The sequence below is a fragment of the Streptomyces sp. NPDC044921 genome (assembly GCF_056432865.1).
Genome location: NZ_JBWKIF010000004.1, coordinates 188,393 through 213,216 on the forward strand (window position 1 = coordinate 188,393; position 24,824 = coordinate 213,216).

The 24,824-nt window shown below is 71.7% G+C and carries 10 protein-coding genes; all 10 read right to left on the reverse strand.

Annotated elements, in window-relative coordinates; translation table 11 throughout:
• Positions 1-54: 54 nt before the first annotated feature.
• Entirely contained in the window at positions 55-984 is a 930-nt protein-coding gene (locus AC07DA_RS08195) for a phytanoyl-CoA dioxygenase family protein (protein WP_479125694.1), read from the reverse strand.
• Positions 968-1,327 carry a Dabb family protein gene (locus AC07DA_RS08200; protein ID WP_479125696.1) on the reverse strand — a complete coding sequence of 120 codons (360 nt, stop codon included), beginning with the start codon at positions 1,325-1,327 and terminating at the stop codon, positions 968-970. The genes AC07DA_RS08195 and AC07DA_RS08200 overlap by 17 nt, the downstream gene beginning before the upstream one ends.
• Entirely contained in the window at positions 1,324-2,805 is a 1,482-nt protein-coding gene (locus AC07DA_RS08205; protein ID WP_479125697.1) for a pyridoxal phosphate-dependent decarboxylase family protein, read from the reverse strand. Before AC07DA_RS08205 ends, AC07DA_RS08200 begins: the two co-directional genes overlap by 4 nt.
• On the reverse strand, positions 2,798-3,166 hold the full coding sequence (locus AC07DA_RS08210; RefSeq protein WP_479125699.1) for a hypothetical protein: 369 nt from the start codon (positions 3,164-3,166) through the stop codon (positions 2,798-2,800). Before AC07DA_RS08210 ends, AC07DA_RS08205 begins: the two co-directional genes overlap by 8 nt.
• A 48-nt stretch (positions 3,167-3,214) precedes the next feature.
• The gene (locus tag AC07DA_RS08215) at positions 3,215-6,178 is read right to left on the reverse strand and encodes an amino acid adenylation domain-containing protein (protein WP_479125701.1); all 2,964 of its coding nucleotides are present in this window, start codon (positions 6,176-6,178) and stop codon (positions 3,215-3,217) included.
• A 1-nt stretch (position 6,179) separates the two neighbouring features.
• Positions 6,180-9,068, reverse strand: coding sequence for a beta-ketoacyl synthase N-terminal-like domain-containing protein (locus AC07DA_RS08220; protein ID WP_479125703.1), 2,889 nt, complete (start codon positions 9,066-9,068; stop codon positions 6,180-6,182).
• The gene (locus tag AC07DA_RS08225) at positions 9,065-10,387 is read right to left on the reverse strand and encodes an MFS transporter (RefSeq protein WP_479125705.1); all 1,323 of its coding nucleotides are present in this window, start codon (positions 10,385-10,387) and stop codon (positions 9,065-9,067) included. Before AC07DA_RS08225 ends, AC07DA_RS08220 begins: the two co-directional genes overlap by 4 nt.
• Positions 10,384-21,408, reverse strand: a complete 11,025-nt coding sequence (gene dltA, locus AC07DA_RS08230; RefSeq protein ID WP_479125707.1) for a D-alanine--poly(phosphoribitol) ligase subunit DltA — start codon at positions 21,406-21,408, stop codon at positions 10,384-10,386. The genes AC07DA_RS08225 and dltA overlap by 4 nt, the downstream gene beginning before the upstream one ends.
• A 187-nt stretch (positions 21,409-21,595) precedes the next feature.
• A complete protein-coding gene (locus tag AC07DA_RS08235) occupies positions 21,596-22,678 on the reverse strand; it encodes an amidinotransferase (RefSeq protein ID WP_479125709.1) in 1,083 nt (360 codons plus the stop codon).
• A gap of 286 nt (positions 22,679-22,964) precedes the next feature.
• On the reverse strand, positions 22,965-24,722 hold the full coding sequence (locus AC07DA_RS08240; RefSeq protein WP_479125711.1) for a non-ribosomal peptide synthetase: 1,758 nt from the start codon (positions 24,720-24,722) through the stop codon (positions 22,965-22,967).
• Positions 24,723-24,824 lie beyond the last annotated feature (102 nt).

Consider the following 24,824-nt stretch of genomic DNA (forward strand, 5'->3'; position numbering starts at 1 on the left):
ACCGGGGGTGGGACACGTGGCCCGCCGCCCGGGTGTCGCATGTGGCCGCGCGGGTCAGACGGCGGGAGCGGGCGGCTGCCCGTCCCAGACGACGGGGCAGTAGTCGGGGTCCGCGTAGTCCGGCGTGCCCTGGGCCGTCCGGCGGACGAGGACGTCGTGGTTGTACGTGGCGACGGTGCCGTCGGCGAGCGGGAACGCCCGGTAGTGGTTGTCCCCGTCCTGCAGGTGGAGGGAGACCGCGCGGCGTGGCTGTGCCGAGAGGTTGGGGCCGCTGCCGTGGTAGGTGCGGCAGTGGTGGAAGCTGACGTGGCCCTCGGGTATGACCATCGGGACCTTGCGGACCTCCGCGCCGTTGGCCTCCGCGGTGCGGTGCAGGACCGACTCGGCGTCGCTGCCCAGTTCGACGAAGTGACGGGCGGTGACGGCGTCGCGGTCGAGCTCCTGCCAGCGGTGGCTGCCGTCGATCATGGTGATCGTGCCCATCCGCTCGTCACAGGTGTGGAAGGGGATGAACGCCGTGAGCATGCGTTCGGAGCTGGAGGTGGCCCAGTAGTCCCGGTCGAAGTGCCAGGGGACGACGTTGCTCGGCTCCTCGGCGCTCGGTGGCTTGAGGATCAGGGTGGACTGGAAGACCCGTATCCGGTCGGCCTGGGCGAGCCGTGCGGCGACGGCCCCCAGCAGGGGCTTGCGCAGCACGCGGGCGATGTCGTCGCTCTCGTAGTGGATGTAGTCGTTGTGCCGCTGGACGGCGCCCTTCTCGGGAGTCCAGTACGCCAGGCGCGGCGGCCGGGCGGGCAGCGTGCGGCTGCGGGCACCGCCGTAGAAGTCTTCGGAGGCGCTGCGCAGGAGGGCCGTCTCCTCGTCGGTGAACAGCTTCTTCGACAGGTACCAGCCGTGCTCCGCGTAGAAGGCGACGTCGGCGTCGGTGGGGAGGAGGGCGCGTTCCTCGTCGGTGAGGGTGGAGGCGTCAGCGGGTGCGGACACGGGGGTCTCCTTCCGGGGGGTGAGGGAACCGGGTCGTGGACGGGGTGGGCCGGGCCTGGATGTCCGCGAGGACACGGTCGCTGAGGGCCGTCCATGCCTCGGCGGTCCGCCGGTGGAAGGGGTGGGCGAGGTACCGGGCGAGGGCGGCCTCGTCGTCGAGGAGTCCGAGGACGGCGTAGTCGTGGGCGGCGGCACGGTCCGTGATGTTCCGCCCGCAGGTCCAGGCCCGCAGGTCCGCTATCTCCTCCCCCATGCGCTCCTGGAGTTCCTCCGCCGCACGCGCCTCGGGACTTGCCCAGGTGATGCCTGGTTTCAGACGGAACAGAACGATGTGGTGGATCATCTGGTCTTCTCCGCAAGGCGGTTCAGGGCCGCCCACAGGCGGGTGATGTCGTCGGGGGTCGTGTGGATGTTGGCGAAGGAGACGCGGATGACGTAGCCGTCGCGGATGACGGAGTGGGAGACGAAGGCCTCGCCGGCGTCGTTGAGTTCCGCGACGATGCGGGCGTTGAGGGCGTCGAGGGCGGCCCGTCCTTCGGGGGTTTCGGGCCGTGGCCCCCCGGCCGGCTGGTAGCGCAGGCACACCAACGGGTAGGCGGATGGCACCGGGCACTGCCAGTCGGGGTGCTCCGCTGCCAGGCCGCGGAGCTCGCCCGCGAGAGCGACGGCGTGGTCGAGGCGGCTGCGCAGTCCGTCGAGGCCGAAGGCCCGGATGACCCACCACAGTTTGAGGGCGCGAAAGCCCCGCCCCAGCTGGGGTGAGAGGTCCATGAAGTCGGCCGCGCCGCCCGGGTGGGTGGAGGTGAGGTACTCGGGGACGAGCCGGTAGGTGTTGGCGAGGGCCCCGCGGCGGCGGCAGTGCAGGGACGTGGCGTCGAGGGGGACGAAGAGCGTCTTCTGCGGATTGACCACGAGGGAGTCTCCGACGGACACGTCCTCCAGGGCGGGTCGCAGTGCGGTGGACAGCGCGAACAGCCCGCCGTAGGCGGCGTCGACATGGAGCCACACGCCGTGGCGCCGGCAGATGTCGGCGATCGGGCTCAGTGGATCGGCCGCGGCGACCGACGTGGTACCGACGGTGGCGACCACGGCGACGGGCCGTCGGCCTGCCGCCACGTCCTCGGCGATGGCCGCCTCGAGGAGGTCCGGGCGCATGCGGTAGCCGCTGTCGGACGGGATCCGCACGACGTTGCGCAGGCCGACGCCGAGCGTGATGGCCGCCTTGTCCACGGAGCTGTGTGCCTGGTCGGAGGTGTAGATCCGCGGGGTGGCCGTGTTTGGACCGGCCAGGCCGTGCTCGCGGATGTCGTGGGGGTACGCCGCGTCCCGGGCCGCGCCGAGGGCGTACAGGGTGGCCAGCGAGGCCCCGCCGACGAGGACGGCGTCCGCGTCGGCGGGGTAGCCGGCCATGTCCGCGAGCCAGCGCAGCACCACCACCTCGAGGGCGGATGCCGAGGGGCTGGTCTTCCACAGCATGGCGTTGACGTTGAGCGCCGCCGTCATGGTCTCGGCGAGGACCCCCGGAAAACTGGCGCAGGTGGAGAAGTAGCCGTGGAAGGCCGGGTGGTTCCACTGCACCAGATCGGGGACGACCTGGTCCCACGTGTCGGCGAGGATGCGCGAGAAGTCGTCCCCCCGTTCGGGGGCGTCCGTGTCCAGCCGGGCCATCAGCTCGGCCGGGTCGTACGGGCGGGCCACCGGAACGTCCCGGACGTGCTCGAAGTGCTCCCGCAGCGAGGCGAGCAGCTCCCGGCCGTGCCGCTCGAAGTCGGCGGGGGCCCAGTCGCCGGTGTCCCCGAGCGTGGCGGAGGGCTCAGCCATGCGCCTGTCCGCCGTGCTGCGCGCCCTCGTGACCGTCGGCCTCGACGTCGACGGGGAGTTCGGTGAAGTAGACGATGCCGCGGGGACCGTCGCAGTACTGCTCGTAGAATTCGCCGAGCAGTTCCTCCTCCTTCTTGATGAAGACCTCGTGCTCGGCCCGGCTGCGCCAGGAGTACATCATCCAGATCTCGGACTGCCGCTCCTGCAGCTGGTAGAAGCGCCCGTGCTCGCACCAGCCCGGGTCGCCGTGGGCGCCGGGGCCGACGATGTCATCCATCACCTGCATGAGTTCGAGGGCGCGGCCGGCGAACTCGTCCTTCAGCTTCCAGGTCTCGATGACGGTGACCTTGTCAGTGCTCATGGTGTTCCTCGCATCGGATGAGTGAGTGGTGGGCGGGTGGTGGTGCGGTCAGTGGGCGGTGACGGCGGCGGTGATGGCCTCGATCTCGCCGCCGACGGCGGCCATCACGGACTCCACGAACGCGGTCGCCTCCGGGCCGGGGACGAACTCGGCGACGAGGCGGAGTGTGTCGGGCCGGTCCTCGAAGAGGAAGATGAGGGGCAGTTTGGCGATGCCGGTGAACACCTCCACGGCCTCGAAGAGCGTCGCGCCGGGGGCGGGGCGGCGGACTTCGGCGAGCATCGCGTGCACCAGTGGGGCGTCGGGCCGGGCCTGAATGGTCCGCAGGTCGCTCAGCGCCACGTCCGAGTGGTCCAGGGTCTCCAGGAGGCCGCGGCGCAACTCCGCCAGGTGGGCCAGTACGGAGGTGTCCGAGGGGCGGGGACCGGCGACGAGCGGGACCACGTTGGTGAGGCAGGCGACCTGCCTGTCCTCCTCGCTCCGCTTCGTCATCGGCGTGGCGAGCGACACCGTATCCGTGGCGAGCCGGCGGGCCAGGGTCGTGGTCAGCGCCGCGTGCAGAACACCGAACACGCTGGTGCGGGCCTTGCGCGTGGTGGTCAGCAGGGCCGTGTGTGTGGGCCCGGTCAGGTGGATCTCCCTACGGTCGGCGGTGTCACCGGGCGGCACGGGGACGTCGGAGCCCTCTCGGAGAGGGGAAAGGCGCTGCCGCCACCAGGCGCGCAGGGCTTCCGGTTCGGCCGGGGCGCGCCAGGTGCCGCCGGCGGCGCGCGGGGGCGTGGCCGAGCGGTCCAGCAGCAGGTTCTCCAGGTGTTCCAGCAGGACGTCCACGGCGAATGCGTCGATGGCGATGTGGTGGATGACGAGGAGGAGGGTGGTAGGCCGGCCGGGCAGCAGGTAGGCGCGCATCTTCAGCGGGTCGGCGAGGTCGAACGGGCGGCGGCCGACGGCTGTCGCCGCCGCGTCCCCGCGGGGGCCGTCGGCCGGGACGTGTCCCAGCCGGAAGGCGCAGGCGGCCGGATCCGCCGTCTCCTTGACCAGTTGTCCGTCGCGCAGAAGGTAGGCGGTGCGCAGGGCGGGGATGTCGCGGACGCACTCCCCGAGGGCCGCCTCCAGGCGGTCGGCGGAGATCTCGCGGGTGAAGGTCAGCCGGTAGACCTCGTTGTTGCCACAGGTGCCGGGGGTGAGCATGTCGGCGAGCCAGATGTTCTGCTCCCCGACGCCGCACGTCCGGGCGCCGGGAGTCGCCGATGACGCGCCGTCGGGGGCCGGGCAGGCGTTGCCGCGGCGGCGGCGGACCAGGTCGGCGAGGGCTCCGACGTCCTCGCAGCGGTAGATCTCTCTCAGGGGCACGTCGGTGGCGTGCTCGTGCAGCAACCGCCGTCGCAGGGCGATGAGTTCGAGGGAGGTCAGCCCGTGCAGCCGGTGGTGGCCGGAGGCCGGGTCCGGCGCGGTCGTGCAGCGCGCGAGGATGTCCGCGACGGGGTCCGCGCCGCTGTCGGCTCCGGCGCTCGCGACGCCCGTGTCGGCTCCCGGGCCGGCGAGGAGGGCGAACAGGGCTTCCTCGTCGGTCTTGCCGCTCAGCGTCGTCGGGAGGGCGGGGACGATCAGGACGTCGTGGGGGACGCTGTAGCGGGGCAGGACCGCGGCGAGCTTGGCCCGGATGTCCTCGGGGTGCGCGGTTCCCTCCGGCGTCGCCGTGACGAAGGCAGCGAGCCGGGTGCCGGCGGGGGTTTCCCGGGCGGCGATGTGCCCGCCTGCGACACCCGGGCAGGCCAGCAGGTGGGTGGTGATCTCCTGGAGGTCGACCCGGATCCCGTTGATCTTGCACTGACGGTCGGACCGGCCGAGACAGGTCAGCACCCCGGAGGCGTCGCGCACGACCATGTCACCGGTGCGGTACGAGGGGTGGGCCGCGTCGGGGCGCCGGAAGAACGCCTTGCTGTCGCGGGCGTGCGCCGACAGGTACCCGGCGGCGACGTTGGGGCCGGTGACGACCAGCTCCCCCGGTTCGCCCGCGGCGCAGGGGGTGCCGTCCGGCGCCAGGACCTCGGCGGTGACCCCGGGCAGCGGGAGGCCGATCGGAATGGTGGTGGTGCCGTCGAGGTCGTCGGGGGTGACGACGTGGTGCGTGGTATAGACGGTGGCCTCGGTCGGCCCGTAGGCGTTGATGAGCCGCAGGGAGCGGCCCGCGGTGATGCGGCGGGCCAGTTCCACGCGCAGCGGCTCGCCGAGCGAGGTCACCACTTTGAGGCTGGCCGGCAGCGCGTGGTGCTCCAGGTGGCGGGCCAGGTTGCCGGGCACGTTGGCCAGCGAGGTGAGGGGGACGGTGCTCTCCCCGATCCGGAAGAGGTCCTCGAAGAGGACGAGGGTGCCTCCGTGGACCATGGGGGCGAGGATCTCGGCGAAGGAGACGTCGAAACCGACGGAGATGGTGAAAGCCGTGCAGGCCACTTCCTCGGGCGTGTACGTGCCGCGCAGCCAGTCGGTGAAGAAGGACAGGTTCGCGGCCGAGACCGGCACCGCCTTGGGCAGGCCCGTCGAGCCGGAGGTGTACAGGATGTAGGCGACGGGGCCCGGCGTGGCGGGTACCTGCGCCTCGGTCGGGGTGCCGCCCGGGTGGGCGGCGTGGAGCCCGGATCTGGTCAGGACGAGGGTGTCCGCCTCGCGGAGGGCGGCGCCGTCGGGGTGGTCGTCCTCCAGGACGAGCAGGTCGCAGCCGGCGTCGGCGAGCATGAACCTGAGCCGGGCGAGCGGGATCCGGTCGTCGACCGGCAGGTAGGCGGCGCCGATCCACTGGGTGGCGAGGAACAGCGCCACGGTGTCCGCGGAGCGGTCGACGCAGACGGCGACCGTGGCACCGGGGCCCAGGCCGCGTGCGCGCAGGGCGTGCGCGTGGCTGAGGACGGTGGCGAAGAGCCGGGTGTAGGTGACGGTGGTGGCGCCGTCGATGAGCGCCGTGCGAGCGCCGTGCTCATGGGCGGCGCGCCGCAGCAGCTCGTTGACGTCCATGTCAGTGCTCCGTGCGCGTGGGGGCGGTCGGGGAGGCGAGTTCGGGCGCCGCCAGGTAGCCGGCGAGGTCGCCCGGGGACCACACGGCGTTGTGGTTGACGACCTCGGCGACAGCAGGGTGCTCATCCAGCGGGAAGCGGTGCAGGCGCTGGGGCCGGCCGGTCTCGGGCCGGTCGGCGAGCCTGCCGGCCAGGGCGGCCACCCACACCTCGTTCGCGTCGAGGCCCGCGACCATCCGGTACCAGTCTCCGTCGGGCAGCGGTTCGGGGTGGTGGCCGGCGGCGCGCAGTCCGGCGAGCATGCCGCGGGAGCTGCACACCAGGTTGGGGGCGGCGTTGACGAAGCTGCAGCCGGGCAGGCCGGTGGGCCGCGCTTCCTCCGTCACGACCCGGGCGACCACGTCGCCGGGCAGGGCCTGGAACAGTTCGTCGCCGCTCAGGTCGAAGCTGCGCGGGTAGTGGCCGGTCGCGAGGATGGCCTTGGTCCAGCTCCAGATCGCGTCGCCGGCGTTGATCCGGCGGGTGGTGCGGTCTCCGAAGACGTTCGGGATCCGCAGAACGACGGCGGACAGGCCGAGTTCACCGGCGAGGCGGAAGTGGTGCTCGGCAAGAGCCTTGGAGCGGCCGTAGCCGTCCGATTCCGGCGGGAGCGCGGTCACGGGACCGGCGGTGACCTCGGTGCCGGGGGCGTATGCCGTGGTGGTGAAGACCGCGGTGGTGGACACGAAGGTGAGGTTCTTGCGGCGGGCGGTGGCGGCGAACTCGACGATGCCGGCCGCGCTGTCGGTGTTGACGGCGGCGAGGCTCGCGTACGGGTAGACGTGGTTGACGGCGGCCGCACTGTGGATCACCCAGGCGACCTGTTCGGCGAGCGCGTCGTACTGCGCGCCGTCGAGACCGAGGCGCGGGCGGGTGATGTCGCCGGCCACGCAGCTGAGGAGGTCCTCGCGGGTCCGGTCCCAGCCGGGTGTCGGGCGCAGTCGGCCGACGAGGTCGGCACGGCGCTCCTCGCCTCCGCGCAGCAGGCACACCACGCGCCGTCCGGCCGTCAGGAGTTCGGCCAGGACGTGTGAGCCGACGAAGCCGGTGGCACCGGTCAGCAGGACGGGGCCGTCCGGGTCGGCGGCGGTCCCGGCGATGCTCAGACCGGCGTACCGGCCGGCGAGGGCACCGATGACCTCGGCATCCGGGCCGTCCCCGCCGGTGATGTTCCCGGCGGGCCGGTCCGCGGTGCCGCCGGTGGCCGTCCCGTCGCTCGGGGCGGCCTCGGCACCTGCGGTGCCGAGCTGGGCGCGGACATGGGCCCCGGTGGGCTGGGCCATGAACTCCTCGACGGACAGCTCCACTCCGGTGAGGCGGTCGATCTCGTCCAGGAGGTGCAGCAGACCGAAGGAGTCGCCACCGAACGCGAAGAAGTCCTCGTCCATCGCGGTCACCGGTTCCGCCGTGTGCTGCGAGAACAGTTCGAGCAGCTGCGCGTCGGTGATGTGCGCTGCCGGCGCCGCGAGGGCGGCCGGGACGGCAGCCGTACCCTCCGCGGTGGCCTCGGGACGTACGACAGGCTCGTACGGGATGCGGCCCGGTATCCGGACGACGGGGCGGGGGGCGCGGCGGGCGACCTCGCCGGAGCCGATCAGGCTGCGGGCGTCCTGGAGCAGCACGTGGGCGTTGGTGCCGCCGACGCCGAGGGAGGAGACACCCGCGATGAGCGGGACGTCCGCGTCCCGGCCGGCACGCAGGTCCACGGCGGTGCGGGCGACGTTGAGCGAGCCGTCGGACCAGTCGTGCGCGGTCGTCGGGGCGGTGAAGTTGATCTGGGGCGGCACGGTGCCGTGCGTCAGGATCAACGCCGACTTGATCACGCCGAACAGGCCGGCGGCGACGTCGCAGTGGCCGATGTTGGCCTTCACGGAACCGACGTGCCGGCCACCGGGGCCCGCCGGGCCGTACGCCTTGGCCAGGGCGCGCAGTTCGATGGGGTCGCCGACGCGGGTGCCGGTGCCGTGGGCCTCGATGTAGGAAACGCGGTCCGGTTCGAGCTCGGCGACGTCGAGGGCGGTGGTGACGCAGTCGAGCTGTCCTTCGAGGCCGGGGGCGGTGAAGCCGGCCTTGCGGTTCCCGTCGTTGTTGACGGCGCTTCCCAGGACGACGGCGTGCACGGGATCGCCGTCGGCCAGGGCGTCTTCGAGGCGCTTGAGCAGGACGACGGCGGCGCCGTTGCCGGGGACCGTGCCGTTGGCGTCGTCCGAGAAGGGCCGGCAGCGGCCGTCGGCCGAGTAGATGCCGCCCTCACGGACGTCGTAACCGGTCTCGCTGGGGGCGTGGATGCTCGCCGCGGCGACCAGGGCGCGGTCGCACTGGAAGGCGTTGAGGGCCTGGACCGCCTGGTTGAGGGCGACCAGCGAGGAGGAGCAGCCGGTGCCGATGTGCAGGGCGGGACCGGTGAGGCCGAGCCGGTAGGCGATCCGGGTGGCCAGGTAGTCGCCCTGCGTGCCTTCCAGGATCTGGCTGACGTTGCGGGCCCACAGGTCGGGGCGGTGCAGCAGGATCTCCTCGAAGAACGACGACGGGCTGCACGAGGAGAAGACACCGGTCACGGAGTCCTCGCCGGAGCCGGCCGTCCGCAGGCACTCCCAGGCGAGTTCGAGGAGCAGGCGGTGCTGCGGGTCGGTGAGGCCGGCTTCGTAGTCCGAGATCCCGAAGGGTTCGGCGGCGAACCAGTGGGCGTCGGGGATGTGGGAGGTGAGGCCGACGTGCCCGTCGGTGACGGGGCCGCGGGTGAACACGTCCCGGCCGTCCGTCAGGAGCCTCCAGAAGCCGTCCGTGGTGTCGATGCCGGCCGGCAGCTTGAGGTGGGCACCGACGATGGCGATGCGGTCGTCGAAGGTCATCGTCCCTCCGCGGTGTCGAAGGCCGGTGCGTCGGCGGCGGCGGCCAGGCGATGGCGGCGGTCGGCCCTGACGAAGGGCAGGTGCACGAGGATCTTGAGGCTCATCCCGACGACGAACACGACCACCGCGGCCTGCAGGGAGTGGTCGAAGAGGAGGCCGAAGAGGGAGAAACCGAGCATCCGGCCCAGGGCGTTGAACATCATGACCAGGCTCTGGCCCTTGCCGAGCATCTCGCTGGGCACGTTCGAGTGCATGAAGCTGACGAAGTAGGTGCCGTAGACGCCGAAGGCGAGGAAGAGGAGGAAACAGGCGAGGGTGAGCACGCCCAGGCGCAGCGGTGTCTCGTCTGTCATGGCGTCGACGGCGGGACCGATGAGCAGGATCAGGAACACGGCGGCGCCGGCGATCATGGCGCCCATGCTGACCGCCAGGCTCGTGGACGTGCCCCAGCGCTTGGTGTGGGGAACGACCAGCAGGGACAGGATGCCGGCGCCGGCGCAGACGGCTTCCAGATAGCCGTATTCGACGGATCCGGCGTGGAAGACCTGCGTGATGACGAAGGGCAGGCCCACCGTGATGAAGGGATACATGAACAGGTGGGTGGTGAACCCGTTGGCCATCAGCGAGGTCAGCCGGGTGTCCGAGGTGACCAGCTTGCGGAACATGCCCAGTTCCTCGCGGGCCACGGCACGCACGCCCCGGGCGCCACTGCCGGCCGCCCTCGACTGGGTGTAGGCGACTCCGCGCTGGCACAGGAAGCCCGCGGCGAAGAGGGCCGCGGTGCTGATGGCGGTCGCCGCGAAGCCCGCGGTGGAGTAGAGCAGGACACCCACGACGGGGCCGATCATGCGGATGGTGTCGCCGATGCCGAACAGCAGGTTGTTCGTGTCCAGGATGTCCTTCTCGTCGATGACATCGGGGACGATGCTGGAGAAGCTGGTGGTGACGAACGACTCGCATACGGAGAAGCAGAAGACGGTGGCGTAGACGAGTGCCACGGTGGCGTCGTTGTCGAGGATCCACGCTCCCAGCAGGAACGCCACGGCGACCATCACGCGCAGCGCGTCGCACACCAGGATGATGTTCTTGCGGTTGAAGCGGTCGCAGACGACGCCGGTGACGAGACTCAGTGCGAAGAAGGGGACGGTTCCGACCAGCAGGGCGAGACCGAGGTCGGTGGCACGGCCGGTGAGGTCCAGCAGGTACACCGCCATGGCGGCGTTGAAGCCGAACGTGGCGAGCCGGCTGGCCGAGGAGCCCAGCACCAGGCGGGCCACGGGCCCCGACCTCATGGCTTTGAAGGCTTCGAAGGTCTTCACTTCCCACTTCCTGTCTCGCGTCGGGCCCTGCGCTTGCGGGCCAGTCGTTCCCGGGCGGTCGGCGCGGCCGGTGCCGTGTTCCGGTCGGCCCTGGTCCGTTCGTGGACGTGCCGCGCCTGGAGGTCGACGGACGGCTTCTCGTAGAGGTCGATCAGTTCGAAGCAGCCGGGGAACCGGTCGTTCAGCAGGGTGAGCAGCCGGAGCATCGTCAAGGAGGTCCCGCCGTGGTCGAAGAAGCCGCGGTGGTCGTCCACGAGGGTGCCGGGCAGGACGGTCCGCCACAGTTCCCGGACGTCGGCACGGGGCCCGACGGCGTCGCCGTCGCTCTCGGGTGCGCGGGCGGGTTCGGGAGCGGCCCAGGAGCGTTCGGCCAGGGCCCGGAAGTCGGCTTTGCCGTTGGGTGTGAGCGGGATCTCCCGGCAGAACCGCAGCCGGTGGCCGCGCATGTAGCCGGGCAGGGACTCGCGTACGCGCCGGGCGACGGCCCGTGCGATCTCCGCCTCGGGGGCGGCGTCTTCCCGCAGCAGCGCGTAGAGGATCACGCCGGTGCGCTCGGGGTTGGCGGTGACACGGAGGTCCTCGATGCCGGGTACGTCCGTGAGGAGGGCGGTGTACTCGCCCGGCTCGACGCGGAAGCCGGAGATCTTCATCATGGCTCCGGCGCGCTCGACGAAGCGCAGTCCGTGAGTGCCGTCACGCAGGACGACGTCGCCGGTCGGATACGAGGCCACGGCCGCTCCCCCGACGTAGCCGTCGAACAACTGCGGTCCCTGAACCACCAGTTCACCGCGGCCTTCGACGGGGACGGGAGCGCCGAACCGTGACCTGACCTCGCACACTACTTCGCTCAGGGGCGCGCCGAGGGTGGAGGGCGGGGTGTCGGGGAGGATCTCGCCGACCAGACTGACGGGGCCGTTCTCGGTGGGACCGTAGACGTTGAACAGGCGGGGCCCGGCCGGGAAATGACGGAACCAGGTCTGTGCGGCGCCGGCCGGATAGTCTTCCCCGCCCACGGCGCAGACGCGGACGTCGCGCAGCCGGTCGAAGTCCTCGTCGCTCATGGAGGCCACGAGGAAGGCCCAGTAGGAGGTCGGCAGCGGCAGGTGGGTGACCCGTTCGCGGGCGACGAAGCGTGCGAACGCGGCGGGGTCGGCGCGTTCCTCGGGCGGCAGTACGGCGAGCCGGTTGCCGACGAGGACGGACAGGCCGAGCTCCTCGATGAACACGTCGTAGGCGGGGTTGCCGCACTGGGCGACGACGGCGTCGGCGCCACCGTACGCCGCGTTGATGCCGTCGACGTACGCGTCCAACGAGGTGATGCCGAGCCGGACACCCTTGGGGCGGCCGGTGGAGCCGGAGGTGAACATGATGTGGGAGGGCGAGGCCGGCCCGCCCGGGCAGGGCGGCGGGACGGGGATCCCGGTCGCGTCGTCGCCGGTCGTGAGCGCCGGGTACGGGGCCGGGACCGCTGCCGGGTCGTCGGCGACGACCACGTCGGCGTCCACGGTGGCGAGGATCTCCCGGATGCGCTCGGGCGGGTTGGAGGTGTCCAGCGGTACGTGGACGGCGCCCGCGCGGGAGCAGGCCAGCAAGGTGACGACATGGTCCAGGACCTGTCCGGAGAGGCAGGCCACGACGGACTTGCGGCCGGCGCCGCGGGCGGCGAGCAAGGCTGCGAGAGCGTCGACGCGGTCGTGGAGCCCGGCCGCGCTCAGGCGGATGTCCCGTTCGGTGTAGGCGATGTCGCCGGCACGTCCGTCCCACGCCGTGCGGAAGCGCTCGTACGCGCTGCGGCGGACGGGGGGCCGCTCGGGCGCGGTGGTGGACAGGATGCGGTCCGCCCCCGAGGTGAACGTGCCGAGCGGGCGGTCCGGATCGGCCAGGCTCCAGTGCAGCCACTCCTCGAGGTGGGCGGCCAGGGCGCGGACGGTGGACCCGGCGAACAGACCGGGGTCGTACTCCCAGAACAGGTGCAGCGCGCCGTCGATGATCTTGGCGTCGACGATGATGTCGAGCTTCGCGGGCCCGCTGGGGAGCAGGAAGCGTTCCGCCAGGACGTCTCCGAGGCGGAAGGTCTCCCCGCCCTCGTCGTTGAAGGACAGCATGATCTGGTAGAGGGGGTTTCTGCTGCCGTCGCGGTGGGGCGCGCAGGCTCCCAGGACGTCCTCGACACGGAACCCGCAGCGCCCCAGGGCGGCGGTGACCATGGCGCGGTTGGCGTGGAGAAGCTCCCTGAAGGTGACGTCCGCTCCGCCGATGCGGGTGCGCAGCGGGAGGGTCTCCATGAAGAGGCCGATGGTGTCGTGGTGCCGTGTGTCGCCGCGATTGGCCGTGGGCACACCGATGACCACGTCGTCCTCGTGGCTCATGTTGCACACGGCCAGGGCCAGGGCGGTGTGCACCAGGTGGAAGGGGGTCACCCCCCAGGTCCGGCAGGTCTCCGTGAGGGTGGCGGTCTCAGCGTCGTCGAGGACCCGGTGGAAGGCCGCGGCCGGGTTCTCCCGGTCGCTGCGTCCTCCGTCGAGGGTGGGCAGGTTGTGGCAGGCGGGCGCCCCGGTGAGCAGTTCGATCCACCAAGCGGTGTCCCGGGCGGAGTCCTGCCGGGCGAGGGCGGCGGCGTGGTGTGCGAAGGTCAGCGGACTCGGCGCGTCAGTGCGTGCGGTTCCCCCGGCGAGCTCGGCGTAGCGTGCCGCGAGGTCCTCCAGGAGGATCCGCTCCGACCATCCGTCGAAAACGACGTGGTGGACGACCATCTGGAGCAGGGCCGACCCGTCGGGCAGGGGGTGGCAGCCGGCGCGGAACAGTGGGCCGCCGAAGATGTTGACGGACTCCCGGCGGGCCTCGGCCAGGTGCCGGGCGGCCTCGGCCTCGTCGGCGCAGGGGCGCGGCGCGGCGATGTGGTCGGTGATCGTCCCGGGTCCGGGGTGCAGGACCAGGCGCTCGCCCTCCTCCACGATCCGCGAGGTGAGCAGGGGGTGCCGCTCGAGGACGGCTTCCAGTGCCCGGTGCAGCAGGGTGAGGTCGGCACCGGGGGCGAGGCGGAAGCAGATCGGGTTGACGTAGTCGGCGCCGGTGCCCAGCTTCTCCAGCAGGTAGAGCCGGCTCTGGGCGGGGGTCAGGTCGAAGGAGACGGGGGCTGCGGTCTGCGCCGGTGCCGACGGCAGGCCGGGACGGGCGGCCAGCAGCTCCGCCTGCCCGGCGAGGGTGCTCTCGCGGTAGAGCTCTTCGAGGGTCAGGCCGGCGTCGAACTCCTCGTTGATGCGGCGCAGCAAGACCGTGGTGGACAGGGAGTTGCCGCCGAGGGAGAAGAACGACACCTCGACCGGCAGGGGTTCGGTGGTGCCGAGGACCTCCTGCCAGACCTCTTCCAGCCGACGCGTGACGGAGGCGGGGCTGGCCGGTGAGGTGGCCGCCGCGGCCTTCGGGGTGCGGGCGTCCGCGTCGCGTCGGAGTCGGCCGAGGTCGACCTTGCCGTTGGTGGTGAGCGGCAGCGTGGGCAGCAGGCACAGCGTGTCGGGCACCATGTGGGCGGGCAACTGCCTGCGCAGGGTGTCGCGCAGTGCCGTCTCGGTGGCGGTGGTGCGCGGCATGGAGTCGTCCGTCACGACGTGGGCATACAGCCTGCGGCCGTCGGGGGAGACATCGCAGACGCAGTCCGTGACGCCGCGCAGGCTCCCGATGGCGGCCTCGATCTCGGGCAGGTTCACCCGGAACCCGCGGATCTTGACCTCCCGGGTGGCACGCCCGTGGTAGCGCAGGCCATCGCCGGTGAGCGCGGCGAGATCACCGCTGTGGTAACCGGTCGCGCCGTCGAGGGCGGCCACCGGACGGAACGCCGCCGCGGTCTGCCCGGGGTCGAGGTAACCGCGGGCCAGGCTCTCGCCGAGGATGACGATCTCGCCGCGCTGGTCGGGCAGGCAAAGGCTGCCCCGGGTCACGACCGCGATGGAGGTGTTGCAGATCGGGGTACCGAGCCGGACCGACCCCCGGACCAGATCGGCCTCGGCGACGCGGTGGACCATGCAGCCGACGGTGGTCTCGGTAGGGCCGTACTCGTTGAACAGACTGCCGTTCGGAAAGGCCCGGTACCAGGGGGCGGCCACGCCCGCCTTGAGCTCCTCCCCGCCGATGACGAAGGTGTGGCGGTCGGGCTGGATCTCCCGCGCGGCACCGAGGTTGGCCAGGGCCAGGAGGTGGGAGGGGGTCAGTTTGAAAAGCCGCGGACCGCCCGTGCCGGGGCCGAGTTCGCGGAGGAGTCCGGGCAGTTCGTCGCCTTCCTCGACGATCCGCAGGGTCAGCCCGGCACAGAGCGCGAAGAGGGTGGTGGTGACCGTGGCGTCGAAGGACAGCGGGCCTGCGACCACCGCGTCCTCGGGACCGTGTTCCAGGTAGGTTCCCGCGCAGTGGGCGAGGTAGTTGGTGAGCGCGCGGTGGGTCACGGCCACGCCCTTGGGACGGCCGGTGGAGCCCGAAGTGAAGATCACATAGCAGAGGTCGGTGCCGGTGGGGCGGTGTGCGGGCGGGGCGACGCCCGGTGCGGGCGCCGGGAACTCCGAGCGGGTCACGGTACGGACCCGGTAGCGGTCACGGTCGTCGTCCTCGACCAGGGCGAAGCCGATACCGTGGGTTTCGAGCAGGTCCGCGGCGCCGCGGCGCAAGTGCTCGGAGTCCATGGGGACGTAGGCCGCGCCGAGCTTGTTGACCGCGAGGACGGCGACCAGGGACTCCGCGGACCGGCTGAGCGTAAGGGCGACCAGATCGCCGGGGCGGACCCCGCGCCCGTGCAGGAGCACGGCCAGGGCGTCGGCACGGGCGTCGAGGGTGCGGTGGTCCCATGAGTCGCCCTGCGGGGTGCGGATCGCGGGCCGGTCGCCGTGCGCGGCGACGACACGGGCGTGGGCGTCCAGCCAGGTGGTGTCGGTCAGGGGCACGGCCGGGCCCCTGAGCAGGGCGACGTCGGTGCCCTGGACGGCAGGGCCGGTGACGCCGGTGAACTGGTGGGCGGCGGGCGGGAGCTGGGGGTGCCCCGCGGTGGCACGGAGGAAGGACTCGAAGAGGTCGGCGGTGCGTGCGATGCGCTCGGCCGAGAACAGCGCGCTGGCGTACTCCCAGTGGACGTGCAGCCGTCCGTCGACGATCTTCGCGTTGAGGGTGAGGTCGAACTTCGACTCCACGGTCGCCGCCTTCACGCTACGCCCGTGTCCCGTGTGGAAGGGGAAGCTCTCGGAGCCCTCCGGCTGCAGGGCCAGCATGATCTGGAACACCGGGTTGGCGCCGGCGAGGCGCGGCGGGTTGAGTTCCTGCACCACGTGGTCGAAGGGCACGGCCAGGTGTGCGAAGGCGTCGTGGAAGAACTCCCTGGCGCGGACGACGGCCGCCTCGAGGGGACTGTTCCATTCCAGCTGGTGGCGGAAGGCGACGGTGTTGACGTACATGCCGACCGCACGGCCGTCGTCCTGCGTCTCACGGCAGTCCACCGGGGAACCGATGACGATGTCGTCCTCGCCGGAGAGGAAGGAGACGAACAGCGCGACCAGCGTGTTGAGGGCGACGAACGTGGTGGTGCGGTGGCGCCGGGCGAGATCGGTGATCAGTGCGGTGGTTTCGGCCTCCAGCACGGTGTGCAGGGCCGCGCCGTCCTGGGGGGTCAGACGTTCCGGGCGCTCGCCGTCGAGCGGGAGGGCGTGCAGGACGGGGGCGCCGGACAGGTGACGCACCCAGAACGCGGTGCTGTCGGCGGTGGGCCGCTGGGCGGTGGCGAGATGGCGCAGGAACCCCGTGCCGTCCTCGTTCCACCGCGGCGTCCGGCCCGCGAGGCGTGCCTCGTAGGCGGTGCGCAGGTCGGCGATGAACAGTTCCTCGGATGTGCCGTCGAAGATGGCGTGGTGAATGGCCATCGCGAGGTAGTGGCGGTCGTCCGCCGCGGTGATCAGGGCCGCGTCGAGGAGGGGGCCTGTCCGGAGGTCGAAGGGCCGGTTGAGGCGGTCGTGCAGGATCCGCTCGGCGCCGGTGATGTCGAGGCCCGGCAGGTCGAGACGGGCGAGCGCGTAGTCTTCGGTCGTGCGGGCGCGCAGAATCACGCTCCTGTCCGCCGCGTGGAACCGGGAGCGCAGCACACGGTGGTGGCCGACGACGTCACCGAAGGCGGTCGTCAGGATGTCGGCGGACAGCGGGCCGGACAGTTCCAGCAGGGTGAGCGAGTTGTAGAGGGTGGAGGGGCCGGTGGCCTGGGCCATGGTCCAAAAGCGCTGCTGAAGGGGTGAGATCGGCACGGAGTCCAGGGCGGTCGGAGGGGCCGCGGCGCCGTCGGCAGCCGTTGCGGCACCGTCGACAACCTGGGCGCCACCGTCGGCGGCAGCCGTTGCGGCTTCGTCGCCGGTGGTCTGGGCACCGGCGGCACCCGCGTCGCCGCGGACGAGGTCGGCGAACTCGCGCAGCACGGGCCGGTCGAAGACCGCCTTCACCCGCAGATCGACACCGAACGCCTCGTTGACGGCGTGCACGTACTTCGTCGCCAGCAGGGAGTGCCCGCCGATGGCGAAGAAGTCGCTCTCGCGGTCGATCGGGGTGCCGGGATCGAGCAGCCCGCGCAGGATCTCCGCGAGACGCCGCTCACGGTCGTCGGCGAGGTTCCCGAGGGCGTCTTCCGCGGTACGGCGCGGTACGAGCGCGAGCAGGGCCCGCTGGTCGGTCTTGCCCGTCTTGTTGAGCGGGAAGGCCGGCACCTCGACGATGCGGTCCGGGCACATGTGGCGGGGCAGCACGCCGGCGAGGGCGGACGCAAGCCCGTCCGTCCAGGCCCTGCCGTGCGGGTCGGCCGGCGGAGTGTGGACGAGCGGGCGGACGCGGGCGGTGGTGCCCTGACGGGTGCCCAGGTGCCGGCTGTCGGCCAGCCCGGAGGCACCCTGCTCGCAGAACAGGGCGACGTCCAGCCGGCTGAGCCGGTCGTGTTCGTCGCGGGCGTAGTGGGCGCTGACGTGCAGCCCGTCTGCCGCGGCGGCAGCAAGGATCCCGTCCATCTCGCTCCGGCCGGTGCTCGGCACGGCCCGGCGGGCGGCTGCCGCGGCGACGCCCGACGCGATGGCATGGAGGTTCTCGCAGTGCGCGGCGGTGCGGTCGTTGCGCACGCCCCGTACCACGGCCATGTCGACGGCCCCGGCGGTCACTTCGGCACGCAGCCGGTCGAGATCGGCCGGGCCGCCCTCGCGGACGGCCGGACCGGCTGCCGGGCGGGCCAGCAGCGACGCGTCCTTGGTGAGGACGACGTCGTAGCGGAAGTCGAGTAGTTCGCTGGAGTACCGGCTGACGCGCGGAAGGACGCTGAGGCCCGCCACGTCTGTTCGCGTCCGGGCGTACTCCTCCCAGTAGAGGTCGGACAGCAGCAGTTCACCGGTGGCGTCGGAGTGGGCACGCGCCAGGCGCAACCGTTCGATCGCGGGGCGCGGCTCGGGCAGGGCGGCGTCGCGGGCGTCAACCAGGGAGAGGCTGAACTCGTCGAGCAGGTCGGTGTTGCGGACATCGCCGACGAAGACGTGGCGGACGGTGTCGATGGCGAGGACCTTGTCCAGCACCGATTCCAGATACGCCGCGTTCGGGAAGTACTGCACGACCGAGTTGATGATCACAGTGTCGACGCCGGCGGCGCGGACTCGGTCCGCGTACCGGTCGATCTCGGCCGCTTCGCAGGTGAAGAACGTGAGGTCGCCGGTGTCGATCAGGCGGGCGTTGGCCTGGTTCGCCTCGATGATCGAGGACGAGAAGTCGCAGGCGAGGTAGGAGCGGACGCTGCGGCTGAGCGGGTAGGCGATGATGCCGAGGCCGCACCCGATCTCCAGAACGCTGACCGGCCCCAGCGCCGTGATCCGGCTCAGGGTGGAGTCGAGCCAGGCACGCATCTCGGCCTCGGGGATCCGCTCGCCGGTGTAGGAGCTGATCCAGCCGGAGGTGTTGAACTCGATGTCTCCGGTGACCCGCTCGCTGTACGCGTAGTCGTAGAACTCACGCCACTGGTCGACGGTGGCGGTGCCGTCGCCCGGCTCCGCGGCCCGCTCCCCGGCGGTCGCGGTGCGGGCACGCTGGACGAAACCGACGAGGGAGCGCGGCTCGTCGGGGCCGCCGAGGACCAGCACCTCTGCGCGCGCGACGTTCGGCTCGGACTCCAGCGCTGCCTTGATCTCACCGAGTTCGACGCGGTGACCACGGATCTTGACCTGGCCGTCGCGGCGGCCGAGGAAGACGACCTGGCCGTCGTTGCGAAGGCGCACCTGGTCTCCCGTGCGGTAGCCACGGGTGGCCCCGTCGGTGAAGAACGGGCCGGTGCCGTCCAGCGGACGGCCGAGGTAACCGGCCGCCACCTGGGGACCTCGCAGGACCAGTTCGCCGGCGGTGCCGAAGGGCACCGGCCTTCCGTGCTCGTCCTCGACGGTAAACTCGATGCCGGGCAGTGGCCGGCCGATCGCGAACACGCGCTCGTCGCGGTCGGCGAAGTCCGCGACGAAGACGCCGATGGTGGTCTCGGACGGTCCGTAGTGGTTGAACACCCGGATGTCCGGGGGGACGGTCCGCAACGTGCGTATGAGGGCGCGGGAGGCGGCCTCGCCGCCGAGGACCAGCGTCGTGCGCGGCAGCAGTTCCGCGATCGGGTGCGTCTCCAGGAGCGCTTCGAGATGGCTGGGCGTGATCTTCAGGACGTCTACGGCACGCTCACGCAGGAAGGCCCGCATGGCGGCGCCGTCCAGGACGTCGTCCCGGGTGGCGATCTCCAGGCGGCCGCCGGTGGCGAGGGCGCCGAACAGCACGGTGTTGCCGAAGTCGGTGGCCGGACTGGAGTGCCAGGCGTGCCCGGCACGGGCGCGCAGCCCCAGCCGCGGGACGACGCCGCCGAGGTAGGCAGAGAGGTTCCCGTACGTGACGCGGACGCCCTTGGGGCGGCCGGTGGAGCCCGAGGTGAAGACGTGGTACAGGTCGCGGTCGGCGGAGACCTCCGCCGGGTTCGGCAGGGGCTCGTCCGGCGCTGGGAGGGTACGGACGTCGACGACGTCGATGCCGTGTGCCGCGGCCTGCGCGCTCAGGTCGGGCAGATCCTCGGCCACCAGCAGACACGCCGGGCGGCTGCTCTCCAGGACCGCGGCCCGGCGGGGGGCTGCGTCGTCCCGGTCCACGACGACGTAGGTGGCGCCGATGGCAAGGATGCCGACGACGGCGCGCACCAGCTCCACGGAGCGGTCCATGGCGAGTGCATACACCGCGTCCGGGCCGTAACGGGCCAGCAGCGCGGCCCCGGTGCGCCGGCCCTCGTCGAGAAGTCCGGCGTACGTCTCCTGCCGGTGGCCGTCGGACACGGCGATCCGGTCCGGTTCGGCGGCGGCGACGGCGGCGATCCGCCGCAGCACGTCGAGCACGGCGGACCCGCCGTTCCAGGCTGGGGCGTCAGACGCCGGACGGTTCTCGACGGCAGCCGGCGCTCCGGAGGCCAGGGCCGTGAGGTCGGCCACCGGACGGTCGGGGTGTTCGGCGGCCTCGGACAGCAGGGCGGCGAACCAGTCCGCCCAGCGCTCGATGGTGGCGCGCTCGAAGAGGCCGTCGTGGTACACCCACTCGATCTCCCAGGTTTCGCCGTCGCCGTGGACGAATATCTCGAGGTCGAAGCGGCTGTTGCGGTGTGCTTCGGGAAGTTCCTCGGTGACGGCACCGCCGAAGACGGGACGGGCGACCCGGTTGTTCTGCAGGACGAGCACGATCTGGAAAACGGGGGTGGTGTGCTCCTCCCTGCCCTCCGCCAGCCGCTCGACGACCTTCTCGAACGGTGCCTGCTGGAAGGTGTAACCGAACTCCGTCTCTGCCTTCTTGACAGCGAGGACCTCCCGGAACGTGGCCTCGGCGGGGACCGCGCCGCGCACCGAGATCATGTTCACGAAGAATCCGATGGTGCCGTGGATGTCCCGCTGCTCCCGGTTGGCGATCGGACTGCCGACCACCGTCTCCTCCTGGCCGCTGATACGCGCGAGGAGGATGCCGAGAAGAGCGTGCAGGCCGGCGAACTCGGTCGCGTCGTCCGCCAGGCAGACCTTCCGGAAGGCGGCGTACGCCTCGGTGTCCAGGGTGCGGCGCACCACGTCCGCTCGGCGGTGGGCCGCCGGGTCGGGTGTGAAGTCCGTGGGCAGGGCGTGGCGCAGCGGGGCTCCGGCGAGGCGGCGCTCCCACTGGTCGACGAGGCTGTCGAGGACGTCTCCGGTCAGGGTGGTGCGCTGCCAGCGGGCGTAGTCACGGTAGGCGCGGTCGGGGCGGACGGGGGAGTCGGGACCGGGGCGCGGGTCCTCGTAGTACGCGGCGAGGCGGTCCAGGATGAGCGAGATCGACCAGCCGTCGCAGGCGATGTGATGGATGTTCAGGACGATGTGGTGCAAGCCCTCGGGACCGGCCACGATGCGACAGCGCACCGGTACGTCGTTGCGCAGGTCGAACTGGTGGTCCGACTCGGCCTGTTCGAACGTGCGGGCCAGACGCTCGGCCTCCTCCGCCGTGTCCGCGCGGAATCGGCAGATCCAGGGTCCGTCGTCGAGGAGTTCCTGGTGGACGGCGGCACCCCGGGTGCGGAAGACGGTGCGCAGTGCGTCGTTGTCGGCGACGACACCGCGCAGGGCCTCGGCGAACCGGTCGGGGTCGAACGGGCCGCGGACCTCGAGGACACTGACCGAGTTGTACGCCTCGGACCGCTCGGCTATCTCGTGGAGCAGCCAGAGGCGCTCCTGCTGGTGGCTCGGCGGAACGGGAGCGAGGTCAGCGGACGCGGCGTCCGGTCCCCCGTCGGCGGCCGGGATCGTCTGGGTCCGGGGCAGCAGGGCCGCGATGATGTGCGCCTTGTTCTCCCGGACGTACGCGCGCTCCTCGGGCGTGAGCACCTCGGCGCCGGTCGACCGCAGCCGGCCGTCCCCGAGGAAGAAGCGGACTCCACGGCTCGCCGCCTCCCGAAGGAAGGTGAGCGGTTCGTCCTGTGGTGCGTCGCCCTGAGCCACTGCCATTCCCATCCCCTGATCCCCTGTCTCCGCCCGGCGTGCGGGGCGTTCATGACGCCCTCCGGTCCACCGGGCCCCGCCCCGTGCAGGGCGGCCCGGGCGGGCACGGCCGGACCGTGGTCGCCGGTCCGGGCGTGCCCGCCCGTTGTCAACGTCGTACGGTGGTCGGCTCCTCGGCCGGGGTGCTCCCCGTTCAGCCGAGGTAGCGCCCCCCTGAGCCCTGACGACGGACGTCCAAGGTGGCGCAGTGGAACGATCCGCCGAAGGAGTAGACGTGCCGGAAGTCGACGGGCACGCAGTCGAAGCCCCAGGCGGTGAGCGCCTCGATCATGGGCTCCTCCTGCCGCTCGACGACGACGGTGCGCTCGTCGAGGGACAGCACGTTCATGCTGAGCCACGCGCTGCAGAAGTACATCGGCCACGTGGACGGCAGCACCGGCTTCGGAGCCTCGAGAATTTCCCAGTCCTTGAAAAGAGGATGGGGGACGTAGCGCTCTGGGTGCACCAGGAGTTTACCCGGTGCGAGCGGCACGATCGAGGCGTCGATGTGCATGGCGTGCGGGTCGTCGACCGGAATCTCGTGAATACGGAATTCGGGACCGAGGGCCCGCCTCATCCAGTTAATTCCGAATTCGTTGGTCACATGACTGCGCTGCACGATGATGTCGTGCCCGAATCGCATGAAATCTGCGGCGTCGAAGACCGGCTCGAACTCCGAGATCGCGTAGCCCTGCTCGGTCTCGGGGTTGAAATCACCGTCGAACAGCTCGTCGCTCAGCTGGGGACGCGGAGCGGCCAGCCAGCCGCCGCCGCGCTGGAAGTACGACTTGATCAGGCCGCGGAAGGCGTCCACCTCGTGGGTGCGGCAGCGCCAGGACATGGGCGCCTCGACGATCGTGTCGCCGACGACGATCAGCAGGTCGCGGGGCATGCCGCCGGACATGCCGCCCGGGCTCTGCCAGTTCGGGGCGGAGAAGGCGCGCCCGTAGTCGACGTCATCGGGGCGGACGACCTTGATGCCGCGTCCCTCCAGCGTTGCGGCGAGGGTGTCCAGCTCGGCTTCGGCCGCGGCCAGGTGCTCGGCGGGGAAGGGCCGGCCGCCCGATTCCTTGAAGGCCCGGACGCCCTCGTCGGGCATGGTGGCGATCATGGAATCCTGCCAGGCCGGGAAAACCCCGCCGGCCAGCCGGCCGACGACGACCTCCTCGAGCGGATCCCATTCGGTAAAAGAGCTGACGACCGGAGTCGTGGCGGTCTCGGCGTGGTGAGCGTGCACTGAAATGGCTGAGTCCCCGTTTCCAAAATTGTCGCGTCGTCGCGGTAGGCGACCGTCACAGGATTTCGATCGCCGCTGCATTTCTCGGCGGCACGGAAGCAATCTATCCGCTGCGAGTCACACGGCAAGACTTTTCTGGAAGATTTTTCGACCAGCATATTCCGCCGTGCGGGCAGCGTGAATTCCGGGCGCCGCGGGACAGACCCCGGGCCCTGAATTCATGCGTGAGACGCCTCGTGGCGCTTTCGCGCTCGGGTGGTGTGCGCCCGGAGTGCGCGTGGAGCGGCTACCAGTCCGTGACAGCGAGCGAGTGGCCCGCCCCGGACGCCGCGAGCGCCGCTCGCTCCGCGTCGATCGCGGCCGCCATGTCCCGCAGGACGCGCAGCTCCATGACGCTCTTCATGGACAGCTCGAGCTCGAAAGTCCTCTTGATGGCCCCGGCGAGCGCGACCGCGTGCATGCTGTTGCCGCCGAGCGCGAAGAAGTTGGAGCGGGCGTGCACGTCCCCCGAGCCGAGGATCTCCTGCCACAGGCCGGCGAGGAGCTCCTCCGTCTCCCCGCACGGTTCCTCGCTCTGTTCAGCCCCTGGGGCCATCGCGGAGGCCAGCAGGGCGCCTCGGTCGACCTTTCCGTTCTCGTTGAGGGGGAACTCCTCGACGAGGTGGACCGATTGCGGCACGGCCTGGGCGGGCAGAGCCGAGCGGGTGCCCTGGAGGAGGCTGCCGGGATCCGGCGCCGTGCCGGGTGCGGCCTCGACGAAGGCGAGGAGTCCGGCACCACCGTCGGGCTGCTGGCGCACGGCGACGACCGCCCTGCGTACTCGGGGGTCACGCTCCAGCGCGGCCTCCACCTCGGCGGGTTCGACGCGTACGCCGCTGATCTTGACTTGGTCGTCGAGCCGGCCGAGGAAGTCGAGCCGGCCGTCCTCTCCCATGCGGACCTTGTCACCCGTGCGGTAGACACGCTCCACACCCGCGCCCTCGGGCGCCGCGACGAAGCGTCGCGCCGTCATCTCGTCGTCGACGTAACCGAGAGCCAGGCAGACACCGCCGATCAGCAGCTCGCCGGACGAGCCGCGGGGAACGATCCGGTCATCCTCGTCAACGACGCACAGGGTCACCCCCGGGATGGGCCCGCCGATGGGCGGATACGTACGGTCTGCGTCGCCGAGGAGCGCGGACGTGACGTTGATCGTCGCCTCTGCAGGCCCGTAGACGTTGTGCACCCGCGTGGTGACGTCGGTGCCCGGCCAGGTGCGCAGCCGGTCGCCGCCGATCAGGAGGTCGCGCAGCCGCAGGCCGTCGGGCCAGGCTCCGCCGAGCAGCGGCTCGGCCATCGGCGTGGCGAGCACGCTCACGTCGACGCGGGCGTCGCGGAACCACTCCACGAGCGCACCGGTGGAGTAGCGGGCCGCGTCGGGGGCGACGGCGAGCGTGGCACCGTAGGCCAGCCCGCCCCACAGATCGCCGAGGTGCGGGTCGAACGGAGCCGCCATGAGCAGGCTGATGCGGTCGCCCGGCCCCAGGCCGGTGAGGTCGTGGTACCAGCGCACCAGGTTCCCCAGCGAGTCGGCGCCGACGGCCACGGCCTTCGGCTTGCCCGTGGAACCGGAGGTGAGGACCGCGTACAGGGTTCCCGGCGGCGCCGGCGCCGATCCGGCAACCGGGGTGAGGAGTTCGGCGAGGACGCGCGGCACGGCGTTCGCGCCGGCGGACGGCACGGGAAGTTCGTGGACCGTGCCCCCGCCGGGAAGGATCTCGGGCCCGCCGACGACGGCGCGGATCCGCACGTCGGCCAGCAGGCCGGCCAGCCGGTCCTCCCCCGGTCCGGGCCCGAGCGGCAGGTAGACCGCCCCGAGCCTGGCCAGGGCCACGGCGACGGCGACCAGCGCCGCGGACCGGTCCAGGCAGACCGCCACGACGTCCCCGGTGGTGACCTTGCCGCGCAGGCGGTCGGCCACCGCGTCCGCGATGGCGTCGATCTCCCGATAGGTGAAGGTGTGTACACCGTCCTCGACGGCAGCCGCATCCGGGGTCTCACTCACCCAATGACGGAACCGCGCAATGACGTTCTCCCCCGCTGCCGGCGGCGATATCCGCCCCCCGTAGGCGACGCTCGGCACCTCGGTCATGCTCGTCCTCTCGCA

Bases quoted from the DNA above. Each gene is read 5' to 3' on its own strand.
- AC07DA_RS08200 (WP_479125696.1), bottom strand. From the start codon at position 1,327: ATGATCCACCACATCGTTCTGTTCCGTCTGAAACCAGGCATCACCTGG.
- AC07DA_RS08205 (WP_479125697.1), bottom strand. From the start codon at position 2,805: ATGGCTGAGCCCTCCGCCACGCTCGGGGACACCGGCGACTGGGCCCCC.
- AC07DA_RS08220 (WP_479125703.1), bottom strand. From the start codon at position 9,068: ATGACCTTCGACGACCGCATCGCCATCGTCGGTGCCCACCTCAAGCTG.
- AC07DA_RS08210 (WP_479125699.1), bottom strand. From the start codon at position 3,166: ATGAGCACTGACAAGGTCACCGTCATCGAGACCTGGAAGCTGAAGGAC.
- AC07DA_RS08215 (WP_479125701.1), bottom strand. From the start codon at position 6,178: ATGGACGTCAACGAGCTGCTGCGGCGCGCCGCCCATGAGCACGGCGCT.
- dltA (WP_479125707.1), bottom strand. From the start codon at position 21,408: ATGGCAGTGGCTCAGGGCGACGCACCACAGGACGAACCGCTCACCTTC.